General features: G+C 71.6%; 13 protein-coding genes. 3 read left to right on the top strand and 10 right to left on the bottom strand.

Annotation, left to right across the window (positions count from 1 at the left end; genetic code table 11):
- Positions 1-40 precede the first annotated feature (40 nt).
- Positions 41-973, bottom strand: a complete 933-nt coding sequence (locus tag PIR02_08085) for an alpha-E domain-containing protein (GenBank protein WZH38624.1) — start codon at positions 971-973, stop codon at positions 41-43.
- Positions 967-2,775, bottom strand: a complete 1,809-nt coding sequence (locus PIR02_08080) for a circularly permuted type 2 ATP-grasp protein (protein ID WZH38623.1) — start codon at positions 2,773-2,775, stop codon at positions 967-969. The genes PIR02_08085 and PIR02_08080 overlap by 7 nt, the downstream gene beginning before the upstream one ends.
- Before the next feature lie 108 nt (positions 2,776-2,883).
- Here PIR02_08080 and PIR02_08075 point away from each other — a divergent pair, with 108 nt between their 5' ends.
- Complete coding sequence (locus PIR02_08075; protein WZH38622.1) at positions 2,884-4,107, top strand: carbamoyl-phosphate synthase large subunit; 1,224 nt, start codon at positions 2,884-2,886, stop codon at positions 4,105-4,107.
- A gap of 251 nt (positions 4,108-4,358) precedes the next feature.
- Here PIR02_08075 and PIR02_08070 read toward each other — a convergent pair whose 3' ends face one another.
- From PIR02_08070 to PIR02_08045, 6 genes are all read right to left on the bottom strand, one after another.
- Positions 4,359-5,540: a glutathione-dependent formaldehyde dehydrogenase gene (locus tag PIR02_08070; protein ID WZH38621.1), complete on the bottom strand. Its 1,182-nt coding sequence runs from the start codon at positions 5,538-5,540 to the stop codon at positions 4,359-4,361.
- Positions 5,541-5,627: 87 nt separating this feature from the next.
- On the bottom strand, positions 5,628-6,329 hold the full coding sequence (locus tag PIR02_08065) for a glycosyltransferase family A protein (GenBank protein WZH38620.1): 702 nt from the start codon (positions 6,327-6,329) through the stop codon (positions 5,628-5,630).
- A gap of 14 nt (positions 6,330-6,343) precedes the next feature.
- Positions 6,344-7,705: a bifunctional PIG-L family deacetylase/class I SAM-dependent methyltransferase gene (locus PIR02_08060; GenBank protein WZH38619.1), complete on the bottom strand. Its 1,362-nt coding sequence runs from the start codon at positions 7,703-7,705 to the stop codon at positions 6,344-6,346.
- Positions 7,699-8,745, bottom strand: a complete 1,047-nt coding sequence (locus PIR02_08055; protein WZH38618.1) for an acyl-CoA dehydrogenase — start codon at positions 8,743-8,745, stop codon at positions 7,699-7,701. The genes PIR02_08060 and PIR02_08055 overlap by 7 nt, the downstream gene beginning before the upstream one ends.
- A 250-nt stretch (positions 8,746-8,995) precedes the next feature.
- The gene (locus PIR02_08050) at positions 8,996-10,162 is read right to left on the bottom strand and encodes an alpha/beta fold hydrolase (GenBank protein ID WZH38617.1); all 1,167 of its coding nucleotides are present in this window, start codon (positions 10,160-10,162) and stop codon (positions 8,996-8,998) included.
- 70 nt (positions 10,163-10,232) lie between these two features.
- Positions 10,233-11,081, bottom strand: coding sequence for a helix-turn-helix transcriptional regulator (locus tag PIR02_08045; GenBank protein WZH38616.1), 849 nt, complete (start codon positions 11,079-11,081; stop codon positions 10,233-10,235).
- Positions 11,082-11,231: 150 nt separating this feature from the next.
- On the opposite strand from PIR02_08045, the gene PIR02_08040 reads away from it, so the two are divergent.
- Positions 11,232-12,170, top strand: a complete 939-nt coding sequence (locus tag PIR02_08040) for an SDR family oxidoreductase (protein WZH38615.1) — start codon at positions 11,232-11,234, stop codon at positions 12,168-12,170.
- Between the two features lie 76 nt (positions 12,171-12,246).
- Positions 12,247-13,797 (top strand): molybdopterin-dependent oxidoreductase, encoded by a 1,551-nt coding sequence (locus PIR02_08035; GenBank protein WZH38614.1) that lies wholly within the window; start codon positions 12,247-12,249, stop codon positions 13,795-13,797.
- 103 nt (positions 13,798-13,900) lie between these two features.
- Here PIR02_08035 and rocD read toward each other — a convergent pair whose 3' ends face one another.
- Together rocD and PIR02_08025 are read right to left on the bottom strand one after the other, a co-directional pair.
- Positions 13,901-15,118, bottom strand: coding sequence for an ornithine--oxo-acid transaminase (gene rocD / locus PIR02_08030; GenBank protein ID WZH38613.1), 1,218 nt, complete (start codon positions 15,116-15,118; stop codon positions 13,901-13,903).
- Positions 15,115-15,999 carry an N-dimethylarginine dimethylaminohydrolase gene (locus PIR02_08025; protein WZH38612.1) on the bottom strand — a complete coding sequence of 295 codons (885 nt, stop codon included), beginning with the start codon at positions 15,997-15,999 and terminating at the stop codon, positions 15,115-15,117. The genes rocD and PIR02_08025 overlap by 4 nt, the downstream gene beginning before the upstream one ends.
- Between the last annotated feature and the right edge of the window lie 216 nt (positions 16,000-16,215).

The following is a 16,215-nucleotide window of genomic DNA, read 5'->3' as shown; positions in this document are numbered from 1 at the left end:
CCCCCCGAAGCCGCCGCGAACGCCGCGGACATGGCATCCATCATGAGATCTCTCCGATCCAGCTCGGCTCGGCCTGCGTCGGGAAGAACCGCGAACGGATCGCCTCCGAGGCCTCGCGCGTGACCGTCTGCACGCGTTGCATGTGCTCGGGCAGGTCCGTGAGCACATCGCTGACCGGGCGGTACTCCAGGTCGTTGCGGATCTGCCCGAGGGCGCGCAGCACGGTGTTGGAGTGACCGACACGGTCGGCCCGCGGGTCGATCGCGCTCATGCAGTCCTCGGCGCGCTGGATCGAGTAGATGATCGAGCGCGGGAACAGGCGGTCGAGCAGCAGGAACTCGGCCGCGTTGCGGGCGCTCGGCATCCCCCGATACGTCCGCAGGTACGCCTCGTACGCCCCGCACGAGCGGAGGATCGTGGTCCACGACGGACCCGACACCTCGGTGAGCGACCGTGTCGCCAGCAGGCGCGCGGTCATGTCGGTGCGCTCGATGCTGCGACCGAGAGTGAAGAACTGCCAGGCCTCGTCGCGGTTCGTCGACGAGTCGACGATGCCGATCGCGAGCGCGGCGCGCTCGCGCACCCACTGGAAGAACTCGTGCACCTTGTCGGTCTGCAGGCGCCGCGGCATCCGGGAGTTCGTCGTGTTGAGGATCTCCCAGAGCTCGGTCGAGACGATCTCGCGCGCGCGACGGGCGTTCTCCCGCGCGGCGGTGATCGAGTACGCGATGCTCGAGGGGTTCATCCGGTCGACGGCGAGGCGCGCCAGCACATCGTTGCGGCGGACGCTGTCGACGTCTTCCGGCAGGGCCGAGCCCATGACGCTCAGCAGCGATCGGCACGCGGTGTCCTCGTCGATCCACGGGTCCTCGAGGAGCAGCTGCAGGTGCACGTCGAGGATGCGGGCGGTGCCGTCGCTGCGCTCGATGTAGCGACCGATCCAGAACAAGCTCTCCGCGATGCGGCTCAGCATGATCCCTGCTCCCGTCCGTCACCCGCGGGCGCGACCGAGGACTCCGCACTCGTCGAGAACCCTGAGCTCGTCGAAGGGTCCGAGACCACCGGGAGCGCCTGTTGCTGCTGCTGCTCGGCCTGCGGTCCGTGCTGGACCTCGCCGCGGTCGGCCTGCTGCTGCTGTTCCTGCTGCTCACGGCCACCGGCCCGCGGGTCGCGGGGCGAGGTGGCGGGAGCGGGCTGGCCGTCGTAGATGATCGGGATGGCCTCGGTCACCGCCGCCTGGTCGGCGACGAGCCCCGACACTCCCTGGCCCTGGCCGTACTCGACGTGCGAGGGAGCCGACCCGCCGACCACCCAGGTGTCTTTCGATCCGCCGCCCTGGCTGGAGTTGACCACGAGCTGCCCCTCGGGCAGGGCGACGCGGGTCAGTCCGCCCGGCAGCACCCAGATGTCGTCGCCGTCGTTCACCGCGAAGGGCCGCAGGTCGGCGTGGCGCGGTCGCATCCCGTCTTCGACGAGCGTGGGGATGGTCGACAGCATCACGACGGGCTGCGCGATCCACCCACGGGGGTCGGCGAGAAGACGCTGGCGGAGCTTCTCGAGTTCGGCGGGTGAGGCATCCGGACCCACGACGAGCCCCTTGCCGCCGGAACCGTCGACGGGTTTGACGACGAGCTCGGGAAGGCGATCGAGCACCTCTTCGAGGGCGCCCGGATCCTCGAGGCGCCAGGTGTCGACGTTCTTGAGGATCGGTTCCTCGGCGAGGTAGTACCGGATGAGATCGGGCACGTAGGTGTAGAGGAGCTTGTCGTCGGCGACACCGTTGCCCACGGCGTTGGCGATCGTGACGTTGCCCAGGCGCGCGGCGAGCATGAGCCCCGGGGCACCGAGCATCGAGTCGGCGCGGAACTGCAGCGGGTCGAGGAAGTCGTCGTCGACGCGACGGTAGATGACGTCGACGCGCTGCGGACCGCGCGTGGTGCGCATGAAGACCTTGCCGCCGATGCACAGCAGGTCGCGTCCCTCGACGAGCTCGACGCCCATGAGGCGTGCGAGCAGGGTGTGCTCGAAGTACGCCGAGTTGTAGACACCGGGGGTGAGCACGACGATGTTCGGGTCGTCGATCCCGGGCGGGGCCGACGCGCGGAGAGCGGCGAGCAGCTTGTTGGGATAGTCGCCGACGGGGCGCACCCGCATCGAGACGAACAGTTCGGGCAGGGTCTGCGCCATCACTCGGCGGTTCGAGATCACGTAGCTGACGCCCGAGGGCACGCGCACGTTGTCTTCGAGCACGCGCATCTCGCCGTGCTCGTCGCGGATGAGGTCGATGCCCGAGACCTGGATGCGGACGCCGTTGGCGCTGCGGATGCCGGCGGCCTGGCGGTAAAAGTACTGCGACGACGAGATGAGACCGGCCGGAAGGATGCCGTCGCGCACGCAGTGCTGATTGCCGTACGCATCGTCGAGGAACGCCTCGAGCGCGCGCACGCGCTGCTTCACGCCGGCCTCGATCCGCGACCACTCGTCGTACGCGATGACGCGGGGAACCGCGTCGAGCGGGAAGGGCCGCTCCTCGCCCGCGAAGTCGAAGGTCACGCCCTGCGCGAGGTACGAGCTGGCGAGCGACTCGGTGCGCCCGCGCAGCTCTTCCTGCGTCATCTTGGCAAGCGTCTGGTACAGCTCCCGGTACGCCTTGCGAGACGGTGCGGCGTCGCCCGGACCAGCCGGGTTGCCGAACATCTCGTCGTACGCCGGGACGCCGGAAGCGGTCTTGCGCGGCGCCAGCGTGGAGCCGTAACCGTCGAACAGGTCACCCATGCGACGACTCTACTCAGGGGCGTGTTGCGGGAAGGTTTCCCCCGCACGCGACGCAGACGATGGATAGAGTGACGCCCAACGTCCGCCGCCACGACAAAGGGTGCCTCCATGCGCGTGCTCGTCACCAGTTCCCGTAACACCTTCGCCCTCGACCTGATCCGCAAGCTCGGGAGCGTGGGCCACACGGTCTTCGCGAGCGACACCTACGACGGCGCGGTCGGCAACCACTCGCGCTTCCTCGCCGGCCACCTGGCCACCCCGTCGCCGCGCTTCGAGACCGACGCTTTCATCGCGTCCGTGAGCGACTACGTCGAGAAGCACGACATCGACGTCATCATCCCGACGTTCGAGGAGGTCTTCTACCTCGCGGCCCGCGTGGCCGACCTGCCGTCGAGCGTGCGCCTGTTCGCGGGCAGCTTCGGCGACCTCGCTCGGCTGCACGACAAGGCGAGCTTCCAGCGCCTGGCTCAGGATGCCGGCGTGCCCATCCCCGAAACGGTCGTCGTCACCTCCCCCGACGAACTGCGGACCGCGATCGACAGCTTCCCGCGCTACTTCGCCCGCGCGGCGTTCTCCCGCGGCGGCGTGGGCCTGCTGACCAACACCGGTCCGCTGGCGGGGAAGATCCCCGTCGAGGAGTGCGTGCCCACCCCCGAGCAGCCCTGGCTCGTGCAGCCGTTCGTCGACGGGCCCATGGTCTGCACGTACAGCGTCGTCGTCGACGGGAAGGTGCAGGCGCACACCACCTACAAGGCCGCCGAGCAGTGGGCGCACTCGACCGCGATCGCCTTCATCGCCGTCGACAGCACCGACACCCTGCGCTACACGCAGCAGCTCGTCGACACCCTCGACCCCGGCTTCACCGGCCAGATCTCCTTCGACTTCGTCGATCACGGCACCGACGCCGCGCCCGACTACAAGATCATCGAGTGCAACCCGCGCCCCACCAACGGCGTCATCCTGCTCGAAGCCGACGAGGTCTCGAAGGCCATCCAGGGGGAGCTCTCCGAGCCGGTCGTCGCGATCCCGGGGACCGAGCGCCAGATCACCCTCGCGGTCCTCGCCGACGCGTTCACCGAACCCCTCAAGCACCTGCCGAAGACGCTGCACGACCTGCTGCACGTGCGCGACGTGGGCGCCGGATGGTGGGACGATGCCGCGATGCTGTGGAGCCCGGCCACGATCGTCCACGGCGCCAAGATCTCGCACGGCGACCGCAAGGAGATCCTCGCCGCCCTCGGCGACGACATCGTCTGGAACGGCGAGCCGATCGAGGGGATGAGCGAGGCGGATGCCGAGGCCCTCGAGGCCGTGCACGCGGGTCGCGTGTAGCTCCCGGCATCCGGGTCGTCCGCACGGCGGCGCTGAGCCGTCCCGCGGAGTCCGCCGCGGACACGCCGCCACAGACGACCCCGGCCCGGCGTGTCACCGCCGTTCCCCGCAGGACGGTACATGAACCGTCCTGCGGAGTTCGCAGCCGCACCCGAGCCGTCCCGCGGAGTCCGCCGCCGACACGCCGCCACAGACGACCCCGGCCCGGCGTGTCACCGCCGGACTCCGCGCGACGGTACCCGAGCGGAGTCTCAGGACCCCGGGCGCAGCACGACCTTGATGCAGCCGTCTTCCTTCTTCTGGAACGTCTCGTAAAGGCCGGGAGCGTCCTCCAGCGGGGCGTGGTGGGTCACGAGGTCCATCACACCGAGCGGGTCGGCGGGGTCTTCGACGAGCGGCAACAGGTCATCGATCCAGCGCTTGACGTTGCACTGCCCCATGCGCAGGTTGAGCTGCTTGTCGAACATCGTCTTCATCGGCAGCACGTCGGCCTCGCCCGCGTACACGCCGCTGAGTGACACGGTGCCGCCGCGGCGCACGAGGTCGATCGAGGCGTAGACCGCGGCGAGGCGGTCGAGACCGGCCTTGTCCATGAGCTTCTGCGCCAGGGCGTCGGGCAGCAGCCCGACGGCGTTCTGGGCCAGTTTGATGCCGCCGTTTCCGTGGGCCTCCATGCCGACGGCATCCACGATCCCGTCCGCCCCGCGCCCCTCGGTGAGGTCGATCAGTTCGTCGACCACCGTGTCGGTCAGGTCGTAGGTGAGCACGCCGTGGCGCTCCGCCATCGCGCGGCGCTCCGGCTCGGGCTCGATAGCGAGCACGCGGTACCCGAGGTGCACGCCGATGCGAGCCGCGAACTGCCCGACCGGGCCCAGGCCCATGACCGCGAGCGTGCCGCCTTCGGGGACGTTCGCGTACTGCACGCCCTGCCAGGCGGTCGGCACGATGTCGCTGAGGAAGAGGTAGCGGTCGTCGGGCAGGTCGTCGCCGACGCGGATGTGGTTGTAGTCGGCCAGCGGCACACGCAGATATTCGGCCTGACCGCCCGGCACCTGGCCGTACAGCTTCGTGTAGCCGAACAGCGCTGCTCCGCTGTCGTACTCGCGTACCTGCGTCGTCTCGCACTGAGACTGCAGACCGCGTCGGCACATGAAGCAGTACCCGCACGAGATGTTGAACGGCACGACGACGCGGTCGCCGACCGCGAGGGTCGTCACGGCAGATCCGACCTCGACGACGACGCCCATCGGTTCGTGGCCGAGCACGTCGCCCTTGTCGATGAACGGTCCGAAGAGTTCGTAGAGGTGGAGGTCGGAGCCGCAGATCGCGGTGGAGGTGATCTTCACGATCGCGTCGGTGGGCTCGAGGATCTCCGGGTCGGGGACCTCCTCGACGCTCACGTTGCGCTTGCCTTGCCAGGTCAGTGCCTTCATGGTGATGCCTCTCTTTCCGGGGGGATGGCCAGTCTGCGCGGCGACCCCCGTACGACAGAGGTGCTTGACGAGCCCCCGGCCGATGCGTCAGGCGCCCGGAGCGGCGAGCGGCGGCGCGTCGACCCAGGCGTGCACCCGTGCGAGGAACGCGGCGTAGCCACCGGGCGTCCGCCCCGTGAACCGGCCCGAGGTCTCGACCTCGTGCACGTCGCTCGCCCGCTCGTGCGCCCCGAGGGCCCGGACCGCCCGGACGAGAGCGACGTCTTCGTGCTCGACGAGATCCGGGATGCCGCCGGCTTCGGCGTAAACGCTCGCGCGCACGCCCAGGTTGGCTCCGTGCACGTTTCCGGGTGGCCGCCCCCGGTGATGCGTCGCCCGCCAGTAGGCCGCGTGGCGGGCGCTGAGGTCGGCGAAATCGGGGCGCACGGTCCCGAGGACGAGGTCGATCCCGGCCTCCATCAGGTCGAGTTGGTGCGTGATCCAGTCGCGGGGCACGACGGTGTCGGCATCCGTCATCGAGATCCACGTGTCGTGGGGATCCGCGTCCAGGCTCGACAGCGCGCGGGCGATGCCGATCCGGCGGGCCGTCCCCACGCGGCGGGCCGTGATCTCGACCGTCTCGACGGGCCAACGGCGCGCCTGTGGAGCGGTCGTGTCGGTGCACGCGTCGAGGACGACCACGGTCGCCGTGACGAGGTCGGGCTCACGCTCGCGGGCGTGCGCCACGGCCCGCGTCACCGACGCGAGGCACCGGCCGATCAGGGCCTCCTCGTCGTGCGCGGGGATCACCACCGCCACCGCCCTCACGGCACGAGTCCCGCCTCGGTCGCCACGGAGCGCGCCCCCGGGTGGCCGTAGACCTCGAGCACGAAGTCCTCCTCCTCGTGCCGGACGAGGCGCACGAGGTCGGGTCGAGCGGCGAGCGCGTCGTGCACGTCGTCGCCGCTTCGGGGGTACTCCTCGACCGGATGCCGCCAGTGGCAGGCGACGAGGTGCCCGTCGGCGCTCAGCGCGGAGACGCTCGCCGTCAGCCCCTGGTCGAGATCCGCACCGGCCCAGTAGTAGGCCACTTCCGACAGCACGACGAGGTCGAAGAGCCCCTCCGGCCAGTCCGCGGGGAGGGTGGCGCGACGCAGCTCGACGTTCGCTCGACCCGCGAGCCGTCGGCGAGCGCGGTCGAGGGCCGCGGTCGCGAGGTCGACGGCGAGTACGCGGTCGGCGCGGTCGGCGAGCTGCGCGGTCAGCGCGCCCGTCGAACACCCGGCCTCGAACACCGACCGGTAGCGGCGACGCGGAAGGGCAGCGAGCAGCACAGTGCGCTTGCGCTCCTCGTACCAGCGCGAGTCGAAGCCCCAGGGGTCGTCGTGCCGGGCGTACATGTCGTCGAAGTAGTCCTGCCCGACGGTGGCGCGTTCGACGGGGGCGGGCGCGAAGAACACCTCGGTGTCGCGGTCGAAATGCGCGCGCATGCGCGCGTGGATCATCTCCTCGTCACCGCGCGCGGGCGACAGCGGGAGGATCTGGCTCGCGTGCGCGGCGAGCGCTCGGGTCTTGGCATCCCGAGCCCGGACGTCGAGGGCCACGCGCTCGGCGCGGTCCCACGGAACGTCGTCGGGGTCGCCCCAGTGCCAGAGCCAGATCGGGAACGCGCGGGAGCGCACGCGACGCGCCGCACAGACCTCCTCGACGATCTCGCCGACGACGCGATGATCCCGATGACCGTCACCGCGCCACGGGGAGAGCACGAGCACGCGGTGCGCACCCGCACGGTCGAGGGCGTCGCGCAGCGCCGCGGCGATGGCATCCCGATGCCCGTCGGTCCCCCCGTCGGGCAAGCCGAGGAAGATGGGCGGATCGTCGAGACCCACGATCTCGGCCGCCTCGAGCAGTTCGCTGCGCCGGCGCAGCGCGAGAGTCGCGGGGGTGTGCGTGGGGGAGTCGGGGTGTGACCCCTCACCGTCGGTCACGACGATCAGGTCGATCGGGATGCCACGGGCCACCGCCGTCGCGAGCAGTCCCGCCGCCCCGAGGCTCTCGTCGTCGGGGTGCGCGGCCATGACGATCACACGGTCGACGTCGAGGGCGAGAGCGGGCAGGTCGCGCGCGAGCGCGTCGGCCCAGATGCCCTCGTCGGTGCCGGGGTCACGGTGGTCGAAGCTCACCACGCGCCCCTCCCCGCTGCGACGTCGCCGCCGATCCTCGCGAGGTCGCGGTCGCCGTGGTGCTGTCGGACGTAGACCTGGAGGTCGGCCACACGGCGCGCGTGCGCCTCGTCGGCGACGAGCGGCGACGGGCCGAGCGCGTGGGCCGCCTCGGCGAGGGTGGTCTCGACCGCATCGGCCACCACCGTTCGCGCCCGGTGCGCCCGCAGACCCTCGGATGCCGAGCCTCCGGCGCCGAACACCGTCGCGGTCTCCCCCAGCACGGCGCGTGCCGCCCACAGAGCGACGTCGGCGCGGCCGAGGTGCACACGGGAGAGCTGGTCGGCGCGATCTTCCTTCGCAGCCGCCGCGAGGGCGTCGCGGAGGGGAACGGCCCCACCCCACCAGCACACCGCGACACCGACCCCGCCGTGGGCGAAGCCCGGGCGGCGTAGGTACCACCCGGCATCCCCCACCGGCACGGCCGCCGCGCCGTCGACGTCGATCGGAGCGCTGACGACCCGATCCAGTCCGCGGGCGTGCCAGGGCCCCGAGCGTGCGGTCACGGCGGTGTCGTGCAGGTCGAGGGCGAACAACTGCCGGCGGTCGTCGTCGATCCAGGCGGTGACGAGCGCACGGTCGAGATCGGCGGCGAGAGAGCACCACGGCTTCGTGCCGTGCAACGTCCACGTGCCGGCCACCTGTCGCGCCTCCAGACGCACGCCTGGCCCCTCGGCGGCGAAGACGCCCCATGATCCGCCCGGGTCGAGGGCGACATCGATCCCCGCCGCGGCAGCCTCCTCGAGGATCGCGAGCGCGTCGAGGTGCGGTTCCAGCACGCGGGCCGCGGCGACGTCGCGCGCCGCGACCGAGGCGAGCAGTTCCCACCGCGCCGCGAGCGAGCGCGGGGGCTCGACGCGGGTGACCCAGGCGAGCGTGGCGGCGAGGTCGGTGCCGAGGTCGTCGATGGCATCCGCTCGTTCCAACGAGGAACGGACGTCATCGAGGTCGGGCGTGTCGGGCGGCACGAGGAGGGGAGAGGGGGGATGGTCGCCGACGGTCACCCCCTCAGCCTCGGCGGCGGAGTCGTCTTCCGGCAGATCCTTGACACCGCCACCCGTTCCGGACAGTGACGCACCGGGCCGCCCGTTCCGCCGCACCGAGGGGGCGGGCCGTCGTGCGGAGTCCTCCGACGACACACCGCCCACCGACCGGGGCGGAACGGCGCGGCGCCACCCGACTCCGCGCGACGGCCCACGCCCGGCTGCCGAACGGCACGCCGCGGACAGGATGCCGCGACCCCGGCACTGCGAATCAGCGGTGCAGCACGCGCGAACGCAGGAGGGCGTCGAGGTGGGCGATGTGCAGGAGCAGAGCCGGGAACGACGCGGAGAGGCCCTTCCGCGGCAGGCGGTTCAGGGCCGCTTCGTCGCCGGGCAGGCGGTCCTGCTGCCCGCGGACGAGCCGCCGCACCGCGTTCAGCAACGCCATGGGGTGGGTGTCGAGGGCGCTGTGGCCGTTGTGGATGCGCACGAGGGTGGCATCCGGAGCCGCTGCGACCACGCGCTCGGCGATCGCGGACGGCGTGCGCAGGTCACGGTCGCCCGAGAGCACGACGAGTGGCCAGTCGAAGGAGCGCACCGCCTCGATGAGGTCGTACGGCTCCCCCGCGAACGCCGGATAGCGCGGCGCGAGCGGAAGGTACGTGCGCGCGGGGTCAAGGGGGTGACCGTCGGGGGTGCCGCCGTACCCCAACTCGCGGAAGGCGATCGTGCCGACGAGGTCGAACTCGTAGATGCCGGGGATCCGGGCGATCGAGCCGTCGCGCGTGGCGTACGCACCCAGGGCTCTCCAGGCGAAGCCGGGCCGATGCCGCACGAGCGGGTGCATGAGGTCGGTGCCACCGAGCTCGTAGGCTGCGCGCACGATGTCGAGCACCACGCGCTCCGAGACACCCGCCGCGATGAGGCGTCTCACCCCTCGCGCCATGTCGTCGTCGGCATCCCAGAACAGCTCACGGAGCCGATCGCGCTCGATGTCGATGTCGTGCGCCGACTGCAGGGCGGAGTCGAGCAGCATGGCGGAAACGCGCTCGGGATGCCGAGCCCCGAAGGCCATGGCGAGATAGCTGCCGTACGAGGAGCCGACGATCACCGCGCGATCGATCCCCTCGGCGTCGAGCACCGCCGCGAGATCGTCGAGCACGGCTGTGACGCGCATCGCGGCGGGGGGAAGGGGGCGGCCGTCGAGGTCGGTGCGCGAGCGCCCGACTCCGCGATGCTCGACCATGATCAGATCGAGGCCGCCCCGCGCGGCCCACCGCCGCAGACCCCGGTACGGCAACACCGAGGCGAGGCCGGGACCTCCCGGGATCACCAGCACGGGCGTTGCTCCGCGGGGCCCCGACCGCACGTAGGTGAGATCGAACGCCGGAGTCTCCTCGGTGGCCGGGCGGCGCACCCGGGCGACGTTCTCTCGCATGCTCAGCACGCTACTCGCGACTCGCCGTGAACCGTCGCCGCCGGGCGATCTCCGCGACAGAACGCGGCCCTCACGCGGGGAGCGCGGGAAGCGCGGGGCCCACCACGGCCAGCAGCCGGAGCTTCTCGGCACTCTCGCTGCCCGGAGCGGCGGTGTAGACCAACAGGGAGTGGCTCGTCCCCGGGTCGACGAGCGTCTGGCAGTGCACCTCGATCTCGCCCACGCTCGGATGCACGAAGTGTTTCGTGTCCTTCGGCCGCAGTCCCACCTCGTGACGGGCCCACAGCTCGCGGAACTCGCCGCTGCGTCTCAGCAGATCGTCGGCGAGATCGGCGGCGCGTGATCCGGGACCCTGCCGGCCGACGATCTCCCGCAGGCCCGACGCGAACAGGCGGCTGAGGAAGACGTGGTCGTCGGGGGCGTACAGCGCGCGGGATGCCGGGTCGGCGAACCACCGGTATCCCAGGCTCCGCATCGGGCCGCGGCGGAGGCCGGCGTCACCGGTCAGAGCGACCCCCAGTCGCGACTGCCGCAGCGTCTCACCGAGCTCGGTCACGACCTCGGCGGGGGTGTCGTCGAGGCGGTCGAGCACGCGGAGCAGGCCCGGGCTGATGTGCTCCCCGCCGAGTCCGCGATCCGAGGGCACGTGACCGGCCAGCCGGAACAGGTGATCCCGCTCCGCTCTCGAGAGGTGCAGACCCTGGGCGATGGATGCCAGCATCTGCTCCGACGGCTGGGGTCCGCGTTCGCGCTCGAGCCGTGCGTAGTAGTCGGTCGACATGTGGCTGAGGGCGGCAGCCTCCTCGCGGCGCAGTCCCCGGGTCCGCCTGCGCGCTCCCCGCGGAAGCCCCACGTCTTCGGGTTGCAACGCCTCTCGGCGGGTGCGCAGGAAATCCGCCAGCGCGGCTCGATCGATCACGACGTCCTGTCTACCGTCCGCGGCCCGCGCGAACGAGGGCGCGCCGATCCCCCTCTGGTGTCCACGGATCCGTGAGCCGGGGATCGACAGGCCCTGCCTCCGGCGGAGCGATCGCGTGATGCTGAGACGACCGACGACTCAGGAGACCCCATGACCCGCGACATCGCCTTCCCCCTTCCGTCCCTCACCGGCCACCGCGCGGTACTCACCGGGGGCAGCGACGGCATGGGACTCGTCATCGCCGAGCGCCTCGCCGCCGCCGGGGCCGTGCTCGTCCTCCCCGTCCGCAACCGCGAGAAGGGCGAGCGCGCGGCTCGCGGCATCCGGGATCGTCACCCGGGGGCGCGCATCGAGATCCGCGATCTCGACCTCTCGTCGCTCGCCTCGGTGGCGGACCTGGGTGCGACCCTTCGCCAGGACGGGATGCCGGTGCACCTGCTCGTCAACAACGCCGGGGTGATGACCCCTCCGGCGCGACAGACGACCGCCGACGGCCACGAGCTGCAGTTCGGGACGAACCACCTGGGCCACGTCGCCCTCGTCGGGCACCTGCTCCCGCTGCTGAAAGCCGGACGGGCACGCGTGGTCACCCAGGTGAGCGTCGCGGCCGCGCGCGGCCGCATCGTGTGGGACGACCTCGAGAGCGCTCGGGACTACAACGGGCAGCGCGCGTACGCGGCGTCGAAGATCGCCCTGGGCCTGTTCGCCCGCGAGCTCGATGAACGGTCACGGCGTGAGGGGTGGGGCCTGCGCAGTGTGCTCTCGCACCCCGGGGTCGCGCCCACCAACCTGCTCGCTGCGCGCCCCGAGATCGGGCGCGCCGCCGACACGACGGGTGTGCGCGTGATCCGATGGCTGTCGGCGCGCGGTCTCCTCGTCGGCACGGTCACCACCGCCGCCCTTCCTGCTCTCCTTGCGTCGACCACCGACGACCCGCGCAGCGATGTGCTCTACGGCCCGACCGGCCCCGGTCACCTCGGCGGGGCGCCCGGCACCCACGCGCTCTACCGACCGCTCAGCGACCTGAGCGAGGCCGCCCGCGTCTGGGACACGTCCCTTCCGCTGGCGGGCGTGGACACTCTGGTCTGATCCGGGGGGATGCCGGTTGGCTGTGAGTTCCGACGGTGACGACGCCGGGGTCGCCCACGGTCTTTAAGCTCCGTTCGTGACCCCTGCGCGCTCCCGCACCCGCGACCTCCCGGCGGTCGTCGCGGCGATCTCCGCCGCGGTGCTGGGGGCCGGGCTGGGCGAGCTCGCGGCCGCCGTCCTCTCGCCCTCGGCGAGCCCCTTCGCGGTCATCGGCGGCGGCATGATCGACATCGCCCCCTCCTGGGCGAAAAACCTGGCCATCAGCCTCTTCGGCACGGGCGACAAGGTCGCCCTCCTCGTCGGCATCGCGGTGCTGCTGCTGGCGGTCGCCGGGGTCGCGGGAGTGGTCGAGGCGCGTCGGCCCCCGTGGGGCCGCGTCCTCCTCGTCGCGCTCGGTGCCGTCGGCGCCGTCGTCGCCGCCACCCGAGCGGACGCCGGCCTGCTGTCTCCGCTGCCCTCACTGGTCGCCGGGATCGCTGCGGCCGTGGTCGCCGCCCTGTTGATCGGCCGGCTCCGGCGACGCTCCGCCGCGCCGGACGAGCCCCCCGAGACCGCTGACGGACCCACCCGCCGCGGGGTCCTCGCGCTCTCCGGCGTCGCGGTGATGGCCGGTGCGCTCGCCGCCATCGGGTCCGTTGCCCTGAGCGGCGGCGCGCGCGCCGTGAGCGCGGTGCGCTCCGCGCTGCGCCTGCCGACCCCGGCGACCACGACACCGGTGCCGGCCGCCGCGGAACTCGGCATCGACGGCCTCTCCCCCGTCATCACCCCTGCGGCGGATTTCTACCGCATCGACACGGCCCTGGTGGTGCCGCAGGTCGACCCCGCCACCTGGACGCTGCGCGTGCACGGACTGGTCGAGCAGGAGGTCGTGCTGCGGTGGGATGACCTCGTCGCCGTTCCACAGAAAGAGACGGTCGCCACGCTCGTCTGCGTGTCGAACGAGGTGGGCGGTTCCCTCATCGGAACGGCCCGCTGGCTCGGTGTGCCCCTGCGCGACGTGCTCGCCCGGGCACGGCCGACAGCCGAGGCCGACATGGTGTTGTCCCGGTCGATCGACGGGTTCACGGCATCCAGTCCTCTCGAGGCCCTCACCGACGACCGCGACGCCCTCCTGGCGATCGGTATGAACGGCGAGCCGCTGCCGATCGAGCACGGCTTCCCCGTGCGGATGGTCGTGCCGGGACTCTACGGCTACGTCTCGGCGACCAAGTGGGTCACCGAGCTCGAGGTCACGCGCTTCGACCGCGCCGAAGGCTACTGGACGTCACGAGGATGGTCGGAGCGGGGGCCGGTCAAACTCCAGTCGCGCATCGACGTCCCGCGCGCGGGGGCGCGCGTCGCCGCCGGCCGCGCGGTCATCGCGGGCGTCGCCTGGCAGACGCACGTCGGTGTCGCGGGCGTCGAGGTGCAGATCGACGACGGCGCCTGGCAACCCGCCACGCTCGCGAGCGCGATCTCGGCCGATACCTGGGTGCAGTGGAACCTGCCGTGGAACGCCACGAGCGGCTCGCACACGGTGCGCTGCCGCGCCGTCTCCGCCGACGGTCAGACCCAGACCTCAGACCGGGCGGCCCCCGCCCCCGACGGCGCGACCGGCTGGGACGAGATCACGATCTCCGTCGCCTGACGGCTCCCCGCCCCGAAATCACACGAACCGCGCAAGATCACGGGGATCGGCACGCGCCGGGCGGGTGCTCTCGACCGGATCGTGTGATCTCGGGCGTCGACCCTCAGGCGGACAGAACGTGCCGGAGCTGCTCGACCGCCCAGTCCAGTTCGGTCGCGCGGATCGTGAGCGGCGGGGCGATGCGGATCGTCTGCCCGTGCGTGTCCTTGACCAGCACACCGCGTGCGAGGAGCTTCTCGGCGATCTCGCGGCCCGTGCCGTAGGCGGGGTCGATGTCGACGCCGGCCCAGAGGCCCGCGATGCGCACGGCGCTGACGCCGTGGCCGAGGAGGGACTGCAAAGCCGCTTCGAGGTGTTCGCCGAGGGCCTTGGCGCGGGTCTGGAACTCTCCGGATGCCAACATCTCGACGACCCGCAGGCCCACCGCCGCGGCGAGCGGGTTGCCGCCGAACGTCGAGCCGTGCTCGCCCGGGCGGATGACGCCGAGCACGTCGTCGTTCGCCACCACGGCGGACAGCGGCAGGATGCCACCGCCCAGCGCCTTGCCGAGGAGGTACACGTCGGGAACGACGCCCTCGCGGTCGCACGCGAACGTCTCGCCCACGCGGCCGAGCCCCGATTGGATCTCGTCGGCGATGAAGAGGACGTTGTTCTCGGTGCAGATCTCGCGAACACGGCGCAGGAACCCGTCCGGCGGGACGACGACACCCGCCTCGCCCTGGATCGGCTCGAGGAGCACCGCGGCGGTGTTCTCGTCGATGGCGGCGGCGATGGCATCCGCGTCTCCGTACGACACGTGCACGAAGCCGGGCGCGTACGGACCGAAGTCGTCGTGCGCCGTGGGGTCGTCGCTGAAGCCGACGATGGTCGTGGTGCGGCCGTGGAAGTTGCCGTTCGCCACGATGATCGTCGCGGCGTCCGGGGCGATGCCCTTCGTGCGGTAGCCCCACGCACGAGCGACCTTGATGCCGGTCTCGACGGCCTCGGCACCGGTGTTCATCGGCAGGACCAGGTCTTTGCCGCACAACTGCGACAGCGCCGTGGCGAACGGACCGAGCCTGTCGTTGTGGAACGCGCGGCTCGTGAGCGTCAGGCGCTCGAGCTGCTCGCGGGCAGCGGCGAGGATCGCGGGGTGCCCGTGGCCGAAGTTCAGGGCCGAGTACGCCGACAACAGGTCGAGGTAGCGCTTGCCCTCGACGTCGGTGATCCACACGCCCTCGGCGCGCGCGGCGACGACGGGCAGCGGGTGGTAGTTGTGGGCGAGGTGCGCGCTCTCGGCCTCGATCAGCGCGAGGCCCAGGTTGTCGAGGGTCGCGCTCATCGGGCACCACCGCGCAGTTCGAGTGTGCAGCACTTGATCCCGCCGCCGCCGAGCAGCAGCTCCGACAGGTCGACCTTCACGGGGGTGTAGCCGCGCTCGCGCAGCTGCGCCTCGAAGCCCACGGCACGGGGCGAGATGATGACGTTCTTGCCGTCGCTCGCCGAGTTCAGGCCGAACACCGCGCCGTCGGCATCCGAGACCCGAATGGCGTCCGGGTACCGCTCGCGCAGGATCGCCTGGCTCTGCTCGTCGAACGCGTTGGGCAGGTAGGCGATGTTGGCCTTGTCGACGCCGCCGGGGCCCTCGACGGGGTCGAGAACGGCGATCGCGGTGTCGAGGTGGTAGAACCGGGGATCGGTCAGCGTCAGCGAGACGACCTCGCGAGAGAAGACCTCGCCGACCTCGCGGTGGCTGTCGCCGGTCGAACGGAAGCCCGTTCCGGCGAGGATCGTGTCGCCCACGAGCAGGAAGTCGCCCTCGCCCTCATTGACCTCGACGGGCTCGGCGACCTCGAAGCCGTTGGCTGCGAACCAGTCGATGAACGCGGGAGCCTCGGCCGCACGCTCGCGGAAGCGGAACTTCGGGCCGTAGGCGACACCGTCGATGACGAAGCCGCCGTTGGCGGTGTAGACCATGTCGGGCAGACCCTCGAGCGGATCGATGAGCTCGATCTCGTGTCCCAGCTGCGTGTACGTGTCGTACAACGACTGCCACTGGGCGATCGCGAGCTTCGTGTCGGTGGGCCGCGAGGGCTCCATCCACGGGTTGATGCTGTAGCTCACCGTGAAGTGCTCGGGGCGGCACATGAGGTACCGGCGGTGCTGCTGCACCCGCTCGGTGGGCGTGGCCTCGGCGGTGGTGGCGATGGGGGTAGCGGACATCTCTGCTCCTCGGAGAAAAGGTGCGGCGGACGCTGTCCTGGGGCCCGGTGGCCCTTCGACCCGTCGGTGCGGAGGCACCGTGCGGGGAAAGGTCGGTCCGAGCACGCCGCGGCCATTCTCGCACGCGGGTGCGGGCGGGAGCGAGCGGGCGCGCGCGGGCTGTCGATCGCGCCTCCCCGCTCTCGTCGCGCGACGTTACGCACGGCCCGCGCCCGG

Origin of the sequence: Microbacterium enclense (genome assembly GCA_038182865.1) — a bacterium.
Taxonomy (GTDB): domain Bacteria; phylum Actinomycetota; class Actinomycetes; order Actinomycetales; family Microbacteriaceae; genus Microbacterium; species Microbacterium enclense_B.
This window is presented reverse-complemented; position numbering and strand designations above follow the sequence as displayed.